This window comes from Acetobacter sp. KSO5 (assembly GCF_044094635.1).
GTDB lineage: Bacteria > Pseudomonadota > Alphaproteobacteria > Acetobacterales > Acetobacteraceae > Acetobacter > Acetobacter cerevisiae.
In genome coordinates, this window is the sequence record NZ_CP172014.1 from 1,594,070 (window position 1) to 1,611,667 (window position 17,598).

At 57.3% G+C, this 17,598-nt stretch carries 15 protein-coding genes and 1 tRNA gene; 2 read left to right on the forward strand and 14 right to left on the reverse strand.

Annotation, left to right across the window (positions count from 1 at the left end; genetic code table 11):
• Positions 1-130 precede the first annotated feature (130 nt).
• The 3 genes from ACHQGU_RS07275 to ACHQGU_RS07285 all read right to left on the reverse strand — a co-directional run bounded on the left by ACHQGU_RS07275 (position 131) and on the right by ACHQGU_RS07285 (position 2,926).
• Positions 131-1,564 carry a TolC family outer membrane protein gene (locus ACHQGU_RS07275; RefSeq protein WP_395496322.1) on the reverse strand — a complete coding sequence of 478 codons (1,434 nt, stop codon included), beginning with the start codon at positions 1,562-1,564 and terminating at the stop codon, positions 131-133.
• 276 nt (positions 1,565-1,840) lie between these two features.
• A tRNA-Cys gene (locus ACHQGU_RS07280) sits at positions 1,841-1,914 on the reverse strand.
• A 205-nt stretch (positions 1,915-2,119) separates the two neighbouring features.
• Positions 2,120-2,926: an SDR family NAD(P)-dependent oxidoreductase gene (locus tag ACHQGU_RS07285; protein WP_395496323.1), complete on the reverse strand. Its 807-nt coding sequence runs from the start codon at positions 2,924-2,926 to the stop codon at positions 2,120-2,122.
• A gap of 73 nt (positions 2,927-2,999) precedes the next feature.
• Here ACHQGU_RS07285 and ACHQGU_RS07290 point away from each other — a divergent pair, with 73 nt between their 5' ends.
• Positions 3,000-4,145: a hypothetical protein gene (locus ACHQGU_RS07290; RefSeq protein ID WP_062273696.1), complete on the forward strand. Its 1,146-nt coding sequence runs from the start codon at positions 3,000-3,002 to the stop codon at positions 4,143-4,145.
• A 48-nt stretch (positions 4,146-4,193) separates the two neighbouring features.
• Here the strand turns inward: ACHQGU_RS07290 and thiL are convergent, their stop codons facing one another.
• From thiL to nrdR, 3 genes are read right to left on the reverse strand one after another with little or no spacing between them, the layout of a single operon-like run.
• Entirely contained in the window at positions 4,194-5,168 is a 975-nt protein-coding gene (gene thiL / locus ACHQGU_RS07295; RefSeq protein WP_395496324.1) for a thiamine-phosphate kinase, read from the reverse strand.
• Positions 5,152-5,685: a transcription antitermination factor NusB gene (gene nusB, locus ACHQGU_RS07300; RefSeq protein WP_253549363.1), complete on the reverse strand. Its 534-nt coding sequence runs from the start codon at positions 5,683-5,685 to the stop codon at positions 5,152-5,154. The genes thiL and nusB overlap by 17 nt, the downstream gene beginning before the upstream one ends.
• Before the next feature lie 36 nt (positions 5,686-5,721).
• Positions 5,722-6,222, reverse strand: a complete 501-nt coding sequence (nrdR, locus tag ACHQGU_RS07305) for a transcriptional regulator NrdR (protein WP_062140362.1) — start codon at positions 6,220-6,222, stop codon at positions 5,722-5,724.
• A gap of 153 nt (positions 6,223-6,375) precedes the next feature.
• Here nrdR and ACHQGU_RS07310 point away from each other — a divergent pair, with 153 nt between their 5' ends.
• Positions 6,376-6,873 (forward strand): copper chaperone PCu(A)C, encoded by a 498-nt coding sequence (locus ACHQGU_RS07310; protein WP_395496325.1) that lies wholly within the window; start codon positions 6,376-6,378, stop codon positions 6,871-6,873.
• 79 nt (positions 6,874-6,952) lie between these two features.
• Here ACHQGU_RS07310 and glpK read toward each other — a convergent pair whose 3' ends face one another.
• The 8 genes from glpK to cydD all read right to left on the reverse strand — a co-directional run bounded on the left by glpK (position 6,953) and on the right by cydD (position 17,589).
• The gene (glpK, locus tag ACHQGU_RS07315; protein WP_062140366.1) at positions 6,953-8,452 is read right to left on the reverse strand and encodes a glycerol kinase GlpK; all 1,500 of its coding nucleotides are present in this window, start codon (positions 8,450-8,452) and stop codon (positions 6,953-6,955) included.
• A 27-nt stretch (positions 8,453-8,479) separates the two neighbouring features.
• Positions 8,480-9,304 carry an MIP/aquaporin family protein gene (locus ACHQGU_RS07320; RefSeq protein WP_062273686.1) on the reverse strand — a complete coding sequence of 275 codons (825 nt, stop codon included), beginning with the start codon at positions 9,302-9,304 and terminating at the stop codon, positions 8,480-8,482.
• A 52-nt stretch (positions 9,305-9,356) separates the two neighbouring features.
• On the reverse strand, positions 9,357-10,877 hold the full coding sequence (glpD, locus tag ACHQGU_RS07325) for a glycerol-3-phosphate dehydrogenase (protein WP_395496326.1): 1,521 nt from the start codon (positions 10,875-10,877) through the stop codon (positions 9,357-9,359).
• 94 nt (positions 10,878-10,971) lie between these two features.
• Entirely contained in the window at positions 10,972-11,775 is an 804-nt protein-coding gene (locus tag ACHQGU_RS07330; RefSeq protein ID WP_395496327.1) for a DeoR/GlpR family DNA-binding transcription regulator, read from the reverse strand.
• A gap of 1 nt (position 11,776) precedes the next feature.
• Positions 11,777-13,645, reverse strand: a complete 1,869-nt coding sequence (gene recQ, locus ACHQGU_RS07335) for a DNA helicase RecQ (protein WP_395496398.1) — start codon at positions 13,643-13,645, stop codon at positions 11,777-11,779.
• 27 nt (positions 13,646-13,672) lie between these two features.
• Positions 13,673-14,050 (reverse strand): OmpA family protein, encoded by a 378-nt coding sequence (locus ACHQGU_RS07340; RefSeq protein ID WP_395496328.1) that lies wholly within the window; start codon positions 14,048-14,050, stop codon positions 13,673-13,675.
• 121 nt (positions 14,051-14,171) lie between these two features.
• Positions 14,172-15,866, reverse strand: a complete 1,695-nt coding sequence (gene cydC, locus ACHQGU_RS07345; RefSeq protein WP_395496329.1) for a thiol reductant ABC exporter subunit CydC — start codon at positions 15,864-15,866, stop codon at positions 14,172-14,174.
• 1 nt (position 15,867) lies between these two features.
• The gene (cydD, locus tag ACHQGU_RS07350; RefSeq protein WP_395496330.1) at positions 15,868-17,589 is read right to left on the reverse strand and encodes a thiol reductant ABC exporter subunit CydD; all 1,722 of its coding nucleotides are present in this window, start codon (positions 17,587-17,589) and stop codon (positions 15,868-15,870) included.
• Positions 17,590-17,598 lie beyond the last annotated feature (9 nt).

Here is a 17,598-nt window from a genome sequence, read left to right on the forward strand (position 1 = left end):
CTTTGGAGAGTTATAGTCTCAGCTTTCCCCACAGGAAACATCTGACACGCCTGCTTTTCACCGGAAGTGGCAAAAATCAGGGCGCCAGAGCAGAGACCGAGCCATTGTTGACGACAATCGACGTGAGTTTTTAGCGACCAGGCTGATTGACAGCATAGTCGTTCAGCCCCCACAGGCGGTCTTTTACGGCTTTGTAATATGCTTTATCGTCATAGAGCGGGACGCTCAATTGCAGATCAGCGGCTGTCAGGCGGCCGATGGCGGAAGCGACATTGTAGGACGCAAGGACCATATTGCTCAGGCTCTGTACCAGCGCGACCTGCGCCTGAAGCAGTGTTTCCTGCTGCTGCAAAACTTCCAGCGTTGTGCTGGTGCCGACAATAGCCTGCCGCTCGACACCATCAAGCGCGACGGTGCCAGCTTTAATGGCAGCCCGGTTGCTGGAAATAGCCGCCTGATAGGAAACCAGTTTCTGCCAGTTTGAAACAGCATCCTGTGCAGCTGTTCTGCGCTGAATATCCACTTCACGGTGCGCTGCCTGCGCCTGCTGCTTGGCCTGCCGAACAGCAGCGTATTCTGAGCCACCCTGATAAACTGGAATACTGAAATTCAGCACCGCATATTTATTTTCATCAATCTGATGATTCAGACTCTGGTTAATCTGCCGGCTATAAGCTGCTGTTGCTGAAATTTTTGGCATAAGAGCCGCCATTGCAACGGCTACGGCATCTTTCTGCGATGATTCAGTAAAAAGAGCATTAATCACGTCAGGGTTATTCTTGACAGCCATGGCTGCCGCAGTCTGTTCGTTTTTGACGGGCAGCACCAAAGGCTGGGGAGGCACAAGATTGGGAGGAGGAGCCATTCCCACAATCTGCATGTATGTGGCCTGTGCTGTCTGAAGGGTGCCTTCGGATTGCTGACGCGTGGCTTTTGCTGAGGCGTAAGCAGATTCAGCCTGAGCGACGTCTGTCCGGGTAATTTCGCCGACTTTGAAGCGTTCATTGGTGGCGCGCAGCTGCTGCTGCAGAACGCGTTCGTTATTGATGTTAAGCTGCAGAAGTTGCTCATCTTCAATAACGCTCACATAAGCGTTCACGACATTTTTAAAGACCTGCTGCTCCACTGAAATCAGATTAGCGCGTGCTGCCATAACTTTATTGACAGCCTGATGCGTGGACGCCGTCGTTTTGCCGCCGCTATAAATTGGCTGCTGGATAGTGAGGCCTGCTGTATAACCTGGCGTATCATAAACGCGCAGATAACCGGGTTGATCTGCTGTGCCCTGATAATCGTTTGTTCCCTTATAGTAACTCAGCCCGACGGAGCCGGTTACTGTAGGACGCCACCCGGCAAGTGCTGTAGGAACCTGCTCATCTGTTGCGCGTAGAGTTGCACGTGCCTGCTGTAGCGTAGGGTTGGTCAGGTAGGCTGAAGCAAGAGCTTCCTGCAGCGTATGCGGAATAAAGGTGGGTGAACCACTCCCGTCATACTTCTGGGCCCACGCAGTGGAACTGCAAAGCATGGCCGCCATGCCCATCCCGACCCCGTAAATACGCCGCATTTGTTTCTCCTGCCTGAATTAGAGCACAAATAAATAGTTGCCACTTCATGCCACGACGAAAGGCATATTTCTATCTTTTATCATCCGAAAAACTGAATGATGGCAAAGTGCAAAATTTTATTGAGTTGATAAGCGCAATTGCGAAGATAAAATTGGCTTGCGATTACAAATCAATAGCCATCTCTCTATGCACAGCTTTACACGTGCACTTCCTGGCAAGTGTCTATTCATAAAATTCATAGAAAGCCACTTTTAAAGTTTTAGCTTAACTAAAACTGGAGGTCCGGGCGGGAATCGAACCCACGTACGCGGATTTGCAGTCCGCTGCATCACCATTCTGCCACCGGACCGGCGTGGTGTGAGGGCCTTATCTCTCTTAACGCAGTTTTGGTCAAGCCATTGCGTGCAGGATTTTCAAAACGCCTAAGTGGGAGGAGATAAGGTGTGCCTCTTATTGTTTTTCACCACTATGAACAGGCCGTATGTTCGTTGGTCACCTTTGTGAAGGGCGTCTGATATCTGCGAACAGGTAAACCCACATGAATATGGGGGGCATTATCCCCCCGCGTGCTCTTTCTGCCCCACATCAAGGCTTTGCAGAATATGCTTGCGCAAAAAAACTGGCAGCAGGCGCTCAGCAACGCGAAGAACCCGAAACTGCCAAGGGAAAATCAGCTCTGCCTGCCTGTTCTTGACCGCTTTCATGATCTTGCGGGCTGCACTTCCTGCGGAAACAAGAAATGGACGAGGTCCTTCCAGTCGCTGGCTCATCGGGGTGTCGACAAAACCCGGTATCACAAGGGTCAGCTGAATATTTTTCGGGCGCCAGGCCAGATTGGCAGCCTGAGCAAAGCAGGCAAGGCCAGCCTTGGAGCTGCTATAGGATGCCGCGAACGGGAGTTCATAGAAGCCGGCGACCGAGCCAATCAGAACAATTTTTCCGTAACCCTGGCGGAGCATGCTTTGTGCGGCAGCCGTCGCAAGCGTTACCGGCGTTGCATAATTGACCAGCGCGAGCTTCAGAACGCCCGCAGGATCTTCTGTCTGTTGATCGGGAGATTTAATATCGGACAACCCTGCCCCGAGAATGATCAGATCCAGCCCAGAGCGCTCCTGATCTTCCCGGAGGGCGGCAAGAGCGGCTTCACCATTGGAAAGATCAATCTGACGAGGAAAAACCTCAGCTCCACGGGCGCAGCATAGCTTGGCAATTGCGTCCAGCCGCTCTTTATTGCGGCCCCAGAGCATGAGCACGCGACCGGGTTTCGCGTAGCGTTTTGCCAGCTCCATACCGATGCCGCCAGTGGCTCCTGTAATCAGCACAGACCGGAGTTCGTGCCTGCTGGTTGAGACCTTGTTCACACTTCCCCCTTTTCCATTCCGTCGGAATGATGCATCACCTTGCGGTTTCCAGGCCCAGTTTGATGGAGTACCGATGACTACCCCGAACCAGATCGTCGTTTCCGCCGTCTCGGGCGCTCGTCAGCTTTCGCTCTTCATCAAGCTTCCGCGCCTTCTTTACAACGACCAGCCCAGCTATGTCCCACCTCTGGACATGGAGCAGCGCGATATGCTCCATCCGCGCCGGTCGCCGTTCTTCAGCCATGGCACAGCATGTTACTTTCTGGCCTGGCGTGATGGGAAGCCCATCGGGCGAATATCCGCTCAGATTGATACACTTGCTCTTGAGCAGCCCGGCCCCAGAACAGGGTTTTTTGGCGCTCTGGATGCTTTGGATACCGACTGCGTCAAGCCCCTGCTGGATGCCGCGACAGGCTGGCTCAAGGCGCAGGGCATTGAACGGATCAGAGGGCCGTGGACCCTGAATTATCACGGTGAATCGGGCACCATGATTGAGGGGCAAATGGAGCCTCCCATGATTGGCACAGGCTGGCACCCGGCCACGCTTGGGCCAGCCATTGAGCAGGCCGGCTTCTCCAAGGCGATGGATCTGCTGTCCTACAGGATGGAAACCAGCCCCGCAGCCGAGCAGGCCAACCGGATTCCCGCCAATCTGCGGCAGCGACTGGGCGGCATCACGGTGCGTGGGCTGCGTAAAGACCATATTGATGAAGACGCGGACATCCTGCGGTCGATTTATAACGACGCATGGGAAGGCACGTGGGGCAATGTCCCCATTACGGAAATTGAAATTCGCTCTCTGCTTAAAGCGTTAAAACCTGTCTTGCGGCCGGAGCAGTATGTGCTGGTCGAATTTAAAGGGGAGCCGGTCGCAATTGCGCTGGTCATCCCGAATATTTTTGACCTGAATGGCGATGTTGGCGGCGCGCCTTCCCCGCTTGGGTGGGTCAAGCTGGCATCGCGTCTGATTGCGCACGATTTCTATTCTGCGCGCGTGATTTTGCTGGGCGTGAAGAAAAAGCTGGCTGGTACGGCTCTCAGCGCCATTATTCCCGGGCTGCTGATTGATGAGCTGATGAAGCGAGGTCGCGATCTTCCTTATCGTACGATTGAGCTCGGTTGGGTGCTGGAAACCAACATGCCCATCCGCAACCTGATCGAGCGCATTGTGCCTGTTCCCTACAAGCGCCACCGCATGTACGAAAAGCTGCTTTCCTGATGCGCTTAGGTCAGGCTGAAACTTCTCTTTTCAGCCTGACCTGGTCCCCTAAAGATGGCTCCAGCCACCTTTGGTGAACGGCATGGGCTGGCCCGCGGCGTCAAGAACCTGCACGCCCACTTTTCCTTCATGAAAGTAGCCAATGCGGGTCACCGCAACAGGCCCGTGAAGGGTTTCTAGCACCCCTGCCCGCATGAGCGCGGATTCGTGCGCAGGTGGAACCGCAAACAGAATCTCGTAATCATCCCCACCCGTGAGGCACACATCCAGCCAGTCCGGGCCGCAGGCTCGGGCCGCATCGGACAGTGGAACGGCAGCGGCGTTGAGGGTCACGGCCAGTTCATTCTCACGCGCAAGGTGGCCTGCGTCCTGCAGGAGGCCGTCAGAGACATCCATAGCTGCAGAGGCCAGTCCGTAGAGAGACAGGCCTATACGGGGCTGTGGGAGCCTGTAGCGGTTGCTTAAGTGGCTGGATGGGTCAGGCAGGAGCCCTTGCAGAGCACGCAGGCCCAGAGCGCCGTCACCAATCGTTCCGGTCACCCAAAGGCCATCACCAGCCCGCGCGCCGACGCGCCGGATAGCCTGCCCGCAAAGAACCGAACCCAGAATGGTCAGAGAAAGGACGAGAGGCCCCTGCGTGGAGGTTGTGTCCCCTCCCAGCAGGCTGAGGCCAAAATGCTTCTGGTCGGCCTTCAGGCCGCTACAGAAGGCTGTAAACCATGCATCGTCCAGACCCGGAGGCCGGGCCAGGGTGAGCAACCAGCCTTCAGGGGTCGCGCCCATGGCTGCAAGGTCGGATAGATTACAGCGGAGGAGCTTGCGCCCGATGGTCTCAGGAGGATCGTCTGGCAGGAAATGAACATTTTCCACCATGGCATCGGCAGCAATGACCAGATCTCTGTCTGCAGGTGGTGTAAAAACGGCAGCATCATCCTTCAGGCCCAGCGCTGCCGGGCCTGCAAGCTCGGAAAAGTGCCGATGGATGAAGCTGAATTCCTGCGGCAGATCAGTCAGCGGGACCACCTTCTTCTTCGTCTTCTTTTTCTTCCGTCGTGCCGTTTGCCAGTCTTTTCATGATGGTGTCGAGCACCCCATTGACCAGCTTGGGTTCATCACCCGAGAAGAAACCGTGTGCGATGTCGATATATTCGTTAATCAGCACGCGCGCCGGCACACTGGATTCAAGCGCTTCACCCAGAGCAGCCTGAAACAGAGCGCGCAAAACCGGGTCCAGACGCGCCACCGGCCAGGTTGCCGGGAGTGTCTGCGTCAGCTGTTCCAGAATAACGCCGCGTTCCGCGACGCCCTGCCGGACAATGGCGCAGAAAAGCTGCGTGTCGGCCTCAGGAATACACCCTTCGTCATAAGATGCATTGTCCAGTGTGGTGCCAAAACGATGCACCAGAAACTGCTGAATGACGCTTTCCGGGCGGTCTTCATTCTGCTCAATCTGAAAAAGAGCCTGAATGGCGGCAACGCGGGCAGCGGTGCGGGGCCGTTGCGCGCCTTTGAGTTCTGAATGGTCCTGCAGCTCTGTCATCCCTATCTCCTGCTACCCGTATGAGGGAGCGGGGTTTCATGGCTTCTTTATGCCACGAGGTCCAGTCTTTTCCTGCGAATCAGGTTCTAACGAGTCCATTGACGTCAGAATTTCCGAAAAATCCCGGCCTTCCGTGAAGTCTCTGTACACACTGGCAAAGCGGACATATCCGACGGTATCAACCTCTCTCAGCCCATCCATGGCCAGTTCCCCGATACGCGCTGAAGGCACTTCGGTTTCCCCGGTCGCCTCCAGCTGACGCACCAGCCCTGTGACGATCTGTTCGATTCTACTTTCCGACACAGGGCGCTTGCGCAGAGCGATCCGGATCGAGCGGGTAATTTTCTCCCGCTCAAACGGCGCGCGGCGTCCATCAGCCTTGACGACAATCAGATCGCGCAGCTGTACGCGTTCGACTGTTGTAAAACGCTGGCCGCAGGACAGACAGGCTCTACGCCGGCGAATGGCCGAGCCTTCCTCATTGGGACGACTGTCCTTGACCTGACTATCCGGGTTCCCACAAAAAGGGCAACGCATCGTGACGTGAGCCTTTCTCACTCTGGCACCGAAAGGGCCGGTGCTTTTTCAAGCTTGGCCTTCTGGCGCGATATTGCGGTATAGTGGCCGCAATAAAATTCTTTTGCCCCACCAGTTTATACCGGTCACGGGCTATTAAAAACTGGAGTTACGATGAAAATGCGTTTTCGTGCTGGCTGTGTCGCAACAATGCTGGCTGGTCTGGCCCTCTCCGCCCCCGTTATGGCGGAAGATCGGGACCCCGACAAATCTCTGCCTGGCCAGGATAACGCCCAGAACGATATTATTATTACCAACACCAGCATGCAGTTCATCAAGGGTGAAAACCGCATGGCAGGTGTTTATTTTACAATCGCGAATAATGGCGGCAACGCACATCTGATGACCGATATCCGGTCTTCAGCATGCCGGACGCTGGTCGGGCACCATTCTGATCAGGAAAGCACGCCGGGCACTTTGTCCCTGTTTACGCATCTTTCCTTACCCGCCCATACAACCCTCGTGTTTCCACGTGGGGGGTATCATCTGCTGTGTCTGGATCCGGACGCCTCTGTCCAGCCGGGACAGGACGTTTCCTTTACCTTCAGCTTTCTGGGAGGCTCATCCAAAAGCGTGACAATTAAGCTGGATCAGGCTGAGCCAACGCCCTGAAGGCAGGATTTCTTTTCCTCCCGGTTATGTCCTCATGATGAGGATTGCGCCGGGAGGAAAAGAGAGCGACTTAGAGAGGTTACACTGAGGTCGGGTTTGTCAGGGTCCGTTTCACGGCCTGATGCCAGCCAGCAATCATGGTCTTACGCTGTTCATTCGCCATGGAAGGCTTGAAGAGTGCGCCACGAGCCCATTCAGACGCCAGCGTCTTTTCATTTTCCCAGACGCCAGTTGCCAGCCCGGCCAGGAACCCTGCGCCCAGAGCCGTGGTCTCAATGTTGCTCGGACGCTCAACATTGACCTGCAGCATGTCGGCCAGGAACTGACAGAACCAGTCATTCGCAGCCATGCCGCCATCAACGCGCAGAGCCTCAGTTGTGCCTGCCCCGTCCTGCGTCATGGCTGTGACCAGATCCAGAGTCTGATAGGCAACAGATTCCAGAGCGGCACGCGCAATATGGGCGGCAGTTGCGTCAAGCGTCAGGCCGCAGATCAGGCCACGTGCATCCGGGTCCCAGTGCGGAGCGCCAAGCCCCACAAACCCCGGTACCATGTAAACGCCGTGGCTGTGCGGGACGCGCGTTGCCATATCGTCTGTCTGCGACGCATGCGTAATCAGATGCAGGCCATCACGCAGCCATTTGATAGCGGCACCGGCTACAAAGATGGAGCCTTCCAGCGCGTAAGACGTCTTGCCGTTGATACGGTAGGCAATGGTCGTCAGCATCCGGTTTTTGGAAGTGACGGGTTTTTCACCCGTATTCAGCAACACAAAGCAGCCTGTGCCATAGGTGGCTTTGGCCATGCCCTGAGCAAAACACGCCTGACCGACCACAGCAGCCTGCTGGTCCCCTGCCATGCCGGCAATCGGAATGGCGCGGCCAAACAGAGCCGGATCTGTCTCACCAAAAATGGTGCTGTTGTCTTTCACTTCTGGCAGCAGAGCGGCCGGAATACGGAACAGACGCAGCAGATCATCATCCCACTTCTGCGTGTGGATATCGAACAGCAGGGTTCGGGCCGCATTGGTAATATCCGTTGCATGCACCTTGCCGCCGGTCAGGCGCCAGAGCAGGAAGGAATCAATGGTGCCGAACGCCAGTTCGCCCTTTTCTGCTCTGGCCCGTGCGCCGGATACATTATCAAGCAGCCAGGCCAGTTTGGTAGCGGAAAAATAGGGGTCCAGCAGCAGGCCGGTGCGCTCACGCACAAGAGCCTCAGCCCCTTCATCCCGCAGTTTCTGGCACACGGCCGCCGTGCGACGATCCTGCCAGACAATAGCACGATGGATCGGCTTACCGGTTGCGCGTTCCCACACAACAATGGTTTCGCGCTGGTTGGTGATGCCAATCCCGGCAATGCGGCTGGTACCACCGGCTTTTTCCAGCGCTGCGGTGGCTGTCGCTTTCGCGTCGTTCCAGATATCTTCGGGGCAATGTTCTACCCAGCCAGGTTCAGGATAGTGCTGAGCAAACTCCTGACGGGCGCTTGAAATTTCCTGGGCATTCCGATCGAACACAATACTGCGCGTAGAGGTCGTGCCCTGATCAATCGCCAATACGTAATCTTGCTTGCTCATCGCACGTTATCCTTATGGCTGGAGCAATTAATCTTGAGCAACGTCAGGCTGCCGGGCCCGAACGATCGCTGGCATGAAGGGTTTTACAACCCCCTGATAGAACCCGGCCCCCACTACACCGCCCAGAAGCGGTCCGGCAACCGGCACCCACCAGTAATTTCCAGGAGACGGGAAAGCTGCTTCCCCCCACCCGGCAAAATAACAGAACAGACGCGGCCCGAAATCACGTGCCGGATTAATGGCCCACGCTTCCAGATAGCCAGCGGAAGCGCCGATTGTTGCCACAAGCAGGCCGATAATCAGAGCCCCAGAGTTCGCCTGTGGGGCCTGCGTGTTGTATTCACACGTTACCGCAAAAATCCCCAGAAGCAGCATGGCTGTCAGGATGGTCTCATCCACAAACGCATGCATCGGGGTGATGAAATCGCCCGGATGGGTAAAGAAGACGCCAGCCGCCGCTCCGTCATGACGCCAGTCCAGATGGTTAACGGCGGCATAATGCGCGATGACAGGCGAGAAGAGCGTGTAGACAATCACCGCACCCAGAAAGCCGCCGACAACCTGCGCTGCCCAATAGGGCACAACTTTTTTCCATGAAAAACCGCGGTAACAGGCCAGCGCCAGTGTCACTGCGGGGTTGGCGTGCGTGCCGGAGACTGCGCCCGTGACGTAAATGGCGATCGTCACGCCCAGTCCCCAGACAATGCAGACGCCCCAATACGCCATTTTATAGGGGCTGGGGTCGTAGAGCGCATACATCGCTGCTACGGAATCCCCAAAAACAATAATGATAAAGACCGCAATGCATTCAGCGATCAGTTCGCCAATCAAGGCGCGTTGGGTGGTTGTCATACTTTCCTCTTTTTATTTTTTATTTGGAAAGAGATGGCTTGGGATTAAAAAATCAGGCTACCTTCTTCTTTACATAGTCTGCAACCGCGTTCTTTTCAGCCTCGTTCAAATGCAGGCCCATTTTGCTGCGGCGCCACAGAACATCTTCCGGTGCGCGGGCCCATTCCTTGCCGATGAGGTAATCGACTTCACGCGTGGTCAAATCCCCACCCAGAAGTTCGCCCATGTCCTGCATGGAGGTAGCCTCACCGATAATCTCATAGGCCCGGCTTCCATAATTGCGCATCAGCCGCCATGCAAGCTGTTCCGGCAGCCAGGGAGCAGCACGACGCAGGCGTGCCAGAGCACCCGCAAAGCCGCCTTCCCCAATATCGCCGCCTGGAAGCACTTCGCTGGCAGTCCAGCTTGCCCCCGCAACGACCGGCAGCACCGGCGCCAGTTTTTCCAGAGCATGCTCCGCCAGTTTGCGGTAGGTGGTGATCTTGCCACCAAAGATGGAGAGCAGCGGGGCGCCGTCTGTGGTGTCCAGATCCAGCACATAATCCCGTGTGACGGCAGACGCGTTGGCGGAGGCATCATCATACAGCGGACGCAGGCCAGCATAGCTCCAGACCACATCGCTTTCTTTGACCTGCGTCTGGAAATAGCGATTCACGCTTTCACACAGATAGGTCACTTCGTCCGGCGCGATGCCGACGGTGCCGGGCGCTTCTTTCCACGGGATATCCGTGGTGCCGATCAGCGTATAATTCTGCTCATACGGGATGGCGAACACGATACGCTTGTCCGGGTTCTGGAAGATGTACGCCTGCGGGCCTTCAAACACGCGCGGGACAATAATGTGACTGCCCTTGACCAGCCGCACGGATTTGGAATTGGGAATTTTCAGGGTTTCAGAGAGCAGCTTGGCAACCCACGGGCCAGCGGCATTCACCAGCGCACGGGCGCGTACCGTGCTGGTCTTGCCGGTGGCACGATCTTCCAGAACGGCTTCCCAGACGCCATTGACCCGGTCCGCCTTGATCAGACGGGTGCGGGTGCGGATCTCAGCGCCACGTTCAGCGGCATCCAGTGCATTCAGCACCACCAGTCGGCTATCCTGCACCCACCCATCTGAATACACGAAGCCTTTGGTGTATTCAGGCTTGAGCGGACGGCCTGAAGAATGTGTGCGGAAATCAACGGCGCGGGACTTGGGCAGCGTCATGTTGGACGCCAGATGATCGTAAAGGAACAGCCCGGCCTTAAGCATCCACGCCGGGCGCACCAGTTTGGAATGTGGCAGCACGAAACGCATCGGCCACATAATGTGCGGCGCCATGGCCAGCAGACGCTCACGTTCTGTCAGCGCTTCACGCACCAGACGGAATTCATAATATTCCAGATACCGCAGGCCACCGTGAATCAATTTGGTGCTGGCGGAAGAGGTATAGCTTGCCAGATCATCCTGTTCGACAAGCAGAACCGAGGCTCCGCGTCCAACAGCATCGCGCGCAATACCCGCGCCGTTAACGCCGCCACCAACAATCAGAAGATCATAGGGCTGTGCAGGAGAAGGAGCGGAATCTGACATTTTTTCTTCCAATTACACCAAAACGGGACACTGGCCTTATTCGTATCCGAAAATGTAAGCCAAAAACAATGGCTTTAATGTGACGCAAACCGGCTCAGAAATCCTTTTTTGTTTTCTTTTCCGAAAATTGGCTTTCGTTTGCGATATGCAGACAGACGCCTGCCTCTTTTAGGATGCCGCGGATACCCTCAGGCGGCGCCTGATCTGTATAGAACGCGCTGACTTCGGAAATGTGCCCCACACGGGCCATGGGGCGCCGTCTGAACTTTGTGTGATCAGCCAGCAGAAAGACGGTGCGTGAGTTTCGGATGATGGCCTGTGCTGCGGTAATTTCATCCACATCAAAGTCCAGCAGCGTACCGTCTTCATCAATGCCGCTAATGCCAATAACGCCGAAATCAGCCCGATACTGCTCAATCATGGCCGCAGCAGCCGGGCCGACAATGCCTCCATCCCGCAGCCTGACCGTACCACCCGCAATCACAACATTGCATTCAGGGGCCGGCGTCAGCAGGCTCGCGACGTGAATGTTGTTGGTGATGACGCGCAGGGCCCTGTGCATCCGTAGGGAGCGAGCGAAAGCCTCGGTCGTGGTGCCGATATTGATAAACAGAGAGGCTCCATTCGGGATCGCCGCCGCCGCGCGCTCTCCAATGGCCTCTTTCTGTGAGAGATTGAGAATCTGACGATCACAATATGCAATATTTTCTGCAAAAGAGAGCGCACTGGCCCCCCCATGATGCCGCGCCAGAGCCCCTTCCGCCGCCATGCTGTTCACATCGCGCCGGACAGTCTGCACCGTGACATGCAGGGCTTTCGCCAGATCTTCATTCGCCACATAGCCCTGCTGCTGCACAAAGAGCAGGATACGGGCGCGCCTTTCGTCTACGGAGGCCATTTTATACTCCCTGTGCGGTCTTCAGAACCGCCAGAACGGCTTCCCCATAGCGCTCCAGCTTGGAACGACCAACGCCCTTCACTTCCCCGAGTTCGGCAAGGCTGGTCGGCATGCCCAGCGCAATGTCCCGCAAGGCGGAATCATGGAAGATCACATAAGGCGGAATTTCCTGCTCCCGCGCCTCATCCAGCCGCCAGTTCCGGAGGGCGGCAAATACAGCCTGCTTCTCTTCCGGCAGCTCTGCCAGCGTTTCCGGTGTGCGGGTGCGGCTGGCCGCTTTTTCCAGCTCCTGCGTAGCGTCGGCCCGCAGACTGACAGATTCTTCCCCGCGCAGAATGGGCCGGGCGACCTCCTGATTGAGAGCAAGGCCGCTATATTGTCCTTCGCTCCGCAAGGCACCGCGCGCAATCAGTTGCCGCCCCACTCCGCGCCAGAACGGCTCGCTTTTATCTTTCCCAATGCCCCAGACCGACAGCGTGTCATGATGGTTGCGTTCCACCGCATCCGTCAGCTTGCCGCGCAGCACGGCGATGATATGCAGCGCACCAAATCTCTGCCCGGTGCGATAGACAGTGGACAGGAATTTTCTGGCGGCATCCGTGCCGTCAAAGGTCACAACGGGATAACGGCAGTTATCGCAATGGCCGCATGGGCCTTCCAGCGTTTCGCCAAAACAATGCAACAAGGCCCGTGTGCGGCAGCCGGTCGTTTCCGTCAGAGCAATCATGGCTTCCAGACGGCTGCGCATAATGCGTTTTTCGCTGTCAGGTGCACTGGACTGATCCAGCCAGTAGCGGGCGCGGGCCATATCCTCGCCACCATAAAGCAGCACGGTTTCAGACGGCAGGCCATCACGCCCTGCCCGCCCGATCTGCTGATAATAGGCTTCCGGAGAGCCGGGCATGTCGAGGTGAATAACCGCCCGCACATCGGGTCGGTCAATTCCCATTCCGAACGCGACCGTTGCCACAATCACAATCGGCTCGCCTGAACGGAACCGCAGCAAGGCGGCTCGCTTCTCAATGGCGGAAAGACCGGCGTGAAAAGCGAGTGCTGTCCAGCCTTTGTCCCGTAGGGCTGAGGCAATACGCTCAGTCCGTGCACGGCTGCCGCAGTAGACAATACAGGCCTCGTCCCTATGCCGCTCAAGAACGGCGGTAAGCTGGCGCATTTCCGAGGCTTTGGGGAGTGCTGCAATATTGAGGTTGGAGCGATGGAAGCTGGAAACCAGCACCTCGGCGTGCGGCATATCCAGCGCAGTGAGGATATCTTCCCGCGTGCGTTCGTCGGCTGTCGCAGTAAGCGCAATGCGTGGAACATTGGGAAAATGTTTGGGGAGCGAGGCCAGCGCGCGATATTCCGGCCGGAATTCATGCCCCCACGCAGAAATACAATGGGCTTCGTCAATCGCAATGACGGAAATAGGTTGCCGCGTCAGCCGTTCCAGCGTGCCGGGGGAAAGCAGACGTTCGGGGGATACATACAGCAGGTCAACGCGCCCGGCTGCCAGATCTGAACGGATTTTTGCGGCCTCATCTCCTTCCAGTTCGGAATGGAGTGCTGCGGCATTAATGCCGAGCTGTCGTAGGCCGGCGACCTGATCATCCATCAGGGCAATCAGGGGAGAAATGACCAGCCCCATGCCGGGGCGGCAAAGGGAAGGAACCTGATAGCAAACGCTTTTACCGCCGCCTGTTGGCATCAGGACAAGGGCGTCCCGGCCTTCCATGACGCACGCGACCGCCTGCCCCTGCAGGCTCCGAAAATCGGGAAAGCCGAAAACGGCGTGCAGAACGTCTTTCGGGCTGGTGCCCACAAACCGGTCACGCCCCCCGGCATCCCGCGCCAGAGCAGGAGCCGGAGGTGTCATGTCGGTTTGTATCTCAGTCATCGAAAATCAGGGATTCACCAGTTCAATTTCCACACGACGTGCGCCCACAGTCATGCCTTCGCCATTGGTGGGAGCGCGCGGCGTCTGGCGGATACGGTCTCCGGAGATACCATCCTCATGCAGGGTCGCTGCCACGAGTTTGGCGCGCTGAATGGCAATCAGAGCATCGGCGGAGAGGTCCCCCCCGGCGGCGGCATAGCCTTCAACCTGCACAATGCTGCCGGGGTGGCTCTCGGCCTTCCGCGCAGCTTCAGCAATCACGTTTCTGGCGGTGTCATTCAGTTCCACAGACTGATTGGAAAAGAAGACGACATATTTACGCGCGGGCTGGGAGGCGCACGCAGCAAGAATGGAAAGGCCCAGAAGAGGCAGCAGACGACGCATGATGATGATCCCCAACACGATAAAAAGACGCTCAAAGTAATTTTATAAATCTGCCTGTAAAACTTTCGGGAAGCCAACTCTTTTCGCGCTTTGCGACCAGGGAGGCTTCTCCGTCTACTGCTCAGGCGGCGGCGGCCGTTGCAACCCCGCCGGACAGACGCCAGATCCGATCCAGTGTTTCCACGCCAGTCAGGCGGTGTGCAATCAGGATCACGGTGCGGCCTTCTGTTACGGTATTAAGCGTGCGCAGGAAGTCCTGCTCGGTTTGGGCATCGAGCCCGGTGGCGGGCTCATCCAGAATCAGGATGGGAGCCTGCGTCAGGAGGGTTCGGGCCAGTGCGATACGCCGTCCTTGCCCGCCAGACAGTTTAATGCCGCCTTCACCCAGCCAGGTATCCAGTCCGTCCGGCAGGGTTTTGACGACGTCCGCAACGGCTGCGTCTTCCAGCGCTTTCCACAGATCATCTTCCGTGGCGTCCGGGCGGCCAAGCAGCAGGTTGGCACGAATGCTGTCATCAAACAGATGCGTGGCCTGAGAGAGCCATGCCATGCGACGACGAAGAGAGTCCGCCTTGATGTGAGAAATTTCTTCTCCGCCCAGCGTGATGCTTCCGGCTTCCGGCACTGCGGCTTTGAGTAGTAACGCAGCAAGGCTCGATTTCCCGACGCCTGAAGGACCAAGAATGGCGATCCGTGCGCCTGCCGGGATATCCAGCGTCAGCCCATCAAACACCAACGGACGATCTGGAGCCCAGCGGAATTTTACGCCTTCCAGATGAATATGCGTGTCTTCCGGTGCATCGGTCTGCGCCGCGAGCTGTGTGGCGTTAGGCGTACTGGCGGCGACTTCCACCACACGCCGCGCCGCAGCCCCCATAACACCAGCCTGCAAACCAGCCCGTGTCAGCGCCCCAGCGCTTTCAAAAGCAGCAACGGTCAAGAACAGAATACCAACCGCAGCCAATGCGGAAATATGAAGGGAAAACGCGCCAGCGGCAGCCAGAAGAACAAGAAAAATTGCTGCTTGCCCACAAAGAAAAGTAGAGGCATTGGCATACGCCGCCCGACGCGCCAGCCGCATCTGGCCAGCAAGCAGGGCAGCATCATCTGCCTGAACATGGGAGAGAATGCGTCCTTCTGCTCCAAAGGCACGGATTTCCCGCAAGCCGCCTACCAGATCAAGCACACCAATGCGTAACGCTGCGAGGTTTTTCCCCAGACGTTCCCCTTCCGCCCGACCAGATTTGGCAATCAGGTAAGGCACGAGGAACGCAGAGCAGGCAAACAGCACACCTACGAGTATGCCCAGAACGACACTCTGCCGCCCAAGCTGAATCACCAGAATGGGCAGCGTCAGGCATGCGCAGGCAAACGGCACCAGAATACGCAGATACAGCCCATCCAGTGTGCCGATGTCAGACACAAGGCGGGAGAGCATGTCGCCCGCGCGCCGGAACCCCAGCCCGGCAGCAGCACCCTGCGCCAGAGAATGGAAAAACCAGACACGTAGATCAGCCAGCGCACGGAACATGGCATCATGCGCAAAAAGCCGCTCAGCATAGCGTAGAATAACGCGCCCACCACCAACCCAGCGCAACAGCGCAGTCGTGATAACCACTTCCCCCAGCACGCTGCTGGCCAGCCGAAGCCCGGAAGCCTGCATGAGCACCAGCCCAAGGCAAAGGGCGACCAGCGCCAGCATGACGCCAATAATCAGCCGGGGCGCCTGACGATGCCAGAGGCTCAGAATGCGCAAAATGGCCTGGCGGTCTGTCAAAGCCGGGGTACTGCCGTCTGTCTGGTCTGAAATTTTCATCTCACGCGGCTCCCTGCCGTGCCACAACGCGGCCCATCTGGAGGTCCACACGCCGTCCGTTAAACATATGTACGGCTGCGGAATGGGTGGCGAGAACAACCGTCCGGCGCAGCGCCAGACGTTGCAGGCTTTCAAAAACGCTTTTTTCGGTAGCTGGGTCCAGATGCGCGGTTGGTTCATCCAGCAACAGGATGGGGGCGTTTTTCAGATAAGCGCGAGCAATGGCAATGCGCTGGGCCTGACCACCAGAAAGACCAAAGCCCCCTTCCCCAATCCGTGTTTCCAATCCATCCGGCAGAGACGGTAAAAACTGGTCCACAGCAGCCGCTTTCACCGCAGCCATCAGGTCTGCCTCATCCGCATCCGGGCGGGCAAACAGAATGTTGTCTTTCAGCGTTCCGGCGAACAGAACGGGCTTCTGGCCAATCCATGAGATCATGCGGGACAGGGAATCCGGAACAATACTGTCCAGCGGTGCCCCGTTGAATCGCACACTCCCGCTATCCGGCTGAATGAAGCCAAGCAGCAGTTCCATAATGGTCGATTTACCAGAACCGGAAGGCCCTGCCAGAATCAGGGTTTCCCCGGCGGGAACGGTAAAGCTGACATGGTCCAGCGCAGGCCCACGGGCGGGATCCCACGTAAAACAGACATCTTCCAGAGACACCATGACGCCGGAGGCATTCACGGTGCGCGCGCCATCGGGTGACGGGCGCGGCAGAGCCTCGGGCAGATCCAGAATGGCCGTAGCGGCCCCCTGAGCATGCGCGCGATCCTGATAGGCCAGAGCCAGCCCACGTAGAGGTGCGAAAAATTCCGGAATCACCAGCAGCACAAACAATCCACTAGTGAGTGTATACGCCAGAGCCGGAGAAACCCCGCCAGACAGCAGTGTCATGGCCTGCTTGCCGTCCATAATGGCGATCAGCACCAGTGCTATGACCATGGCGCAATCAATAGACGCAGAAGACAGAAATGCAACGCGCAGAATTTTCATGGTGCGCTGCCGCAGTTCTTCGGCGGCCTGCCCTAGTCGTTCCGTTTCATCATCGGCGCGGCCTGCCAGCACAATGGTGGCAATCCCTTTCACGCGGTCCAGAAAACGGGCCTGCAGACGGGTCATCGCCAAAAATTGATTGCGGGATGCCACGGCAGCGCCAATGCCAAACAGAGCCTGCCCAAATGGTACAGCTGCGCCGCACAGGCCAAGCACCAAAGCAGCATGCGGCTGAATGAAGGCTACGGGCAGTAAAATCAGCAGAGGTGCAGCAATCCACAGAACTGAAGCAGGCACCCAACGGCCAAAAAAGCCGTCCAGAGCTTCCACCCGATCGACCGCAATTGTTGCCAGCTCGCCACTATGGGTTTTGCGGAGCAATGCCGGACCGCCGGTCAGGATGGAGGCCAGCACCTCCCCGCGCAGCCTGCGTCGGGCATCAATTCCAGCCTTGGCGGCTGCTGTATCGCTCAATGCCATAATAAGGGCACGAAGGAGCGCTAACCCCGCAAAAGCCAGGATGGGCCACAAGACCAGGGTTTGTGCGCCACCACCCGAGACAAGGCCGACGAGGGCATGCCCGAGAACAGTTGCTACACACCACGCCTGCCCAACACCCAGTAGACTGGACAGTAGCCCGAAAACTACAACCGGTCGCGCTGCCTGACGCCCCAGACGCGACTGTGTCCGCGTCCAGCCACGTATCGCTGCTTTGTCACCACTCATAAACTAGGC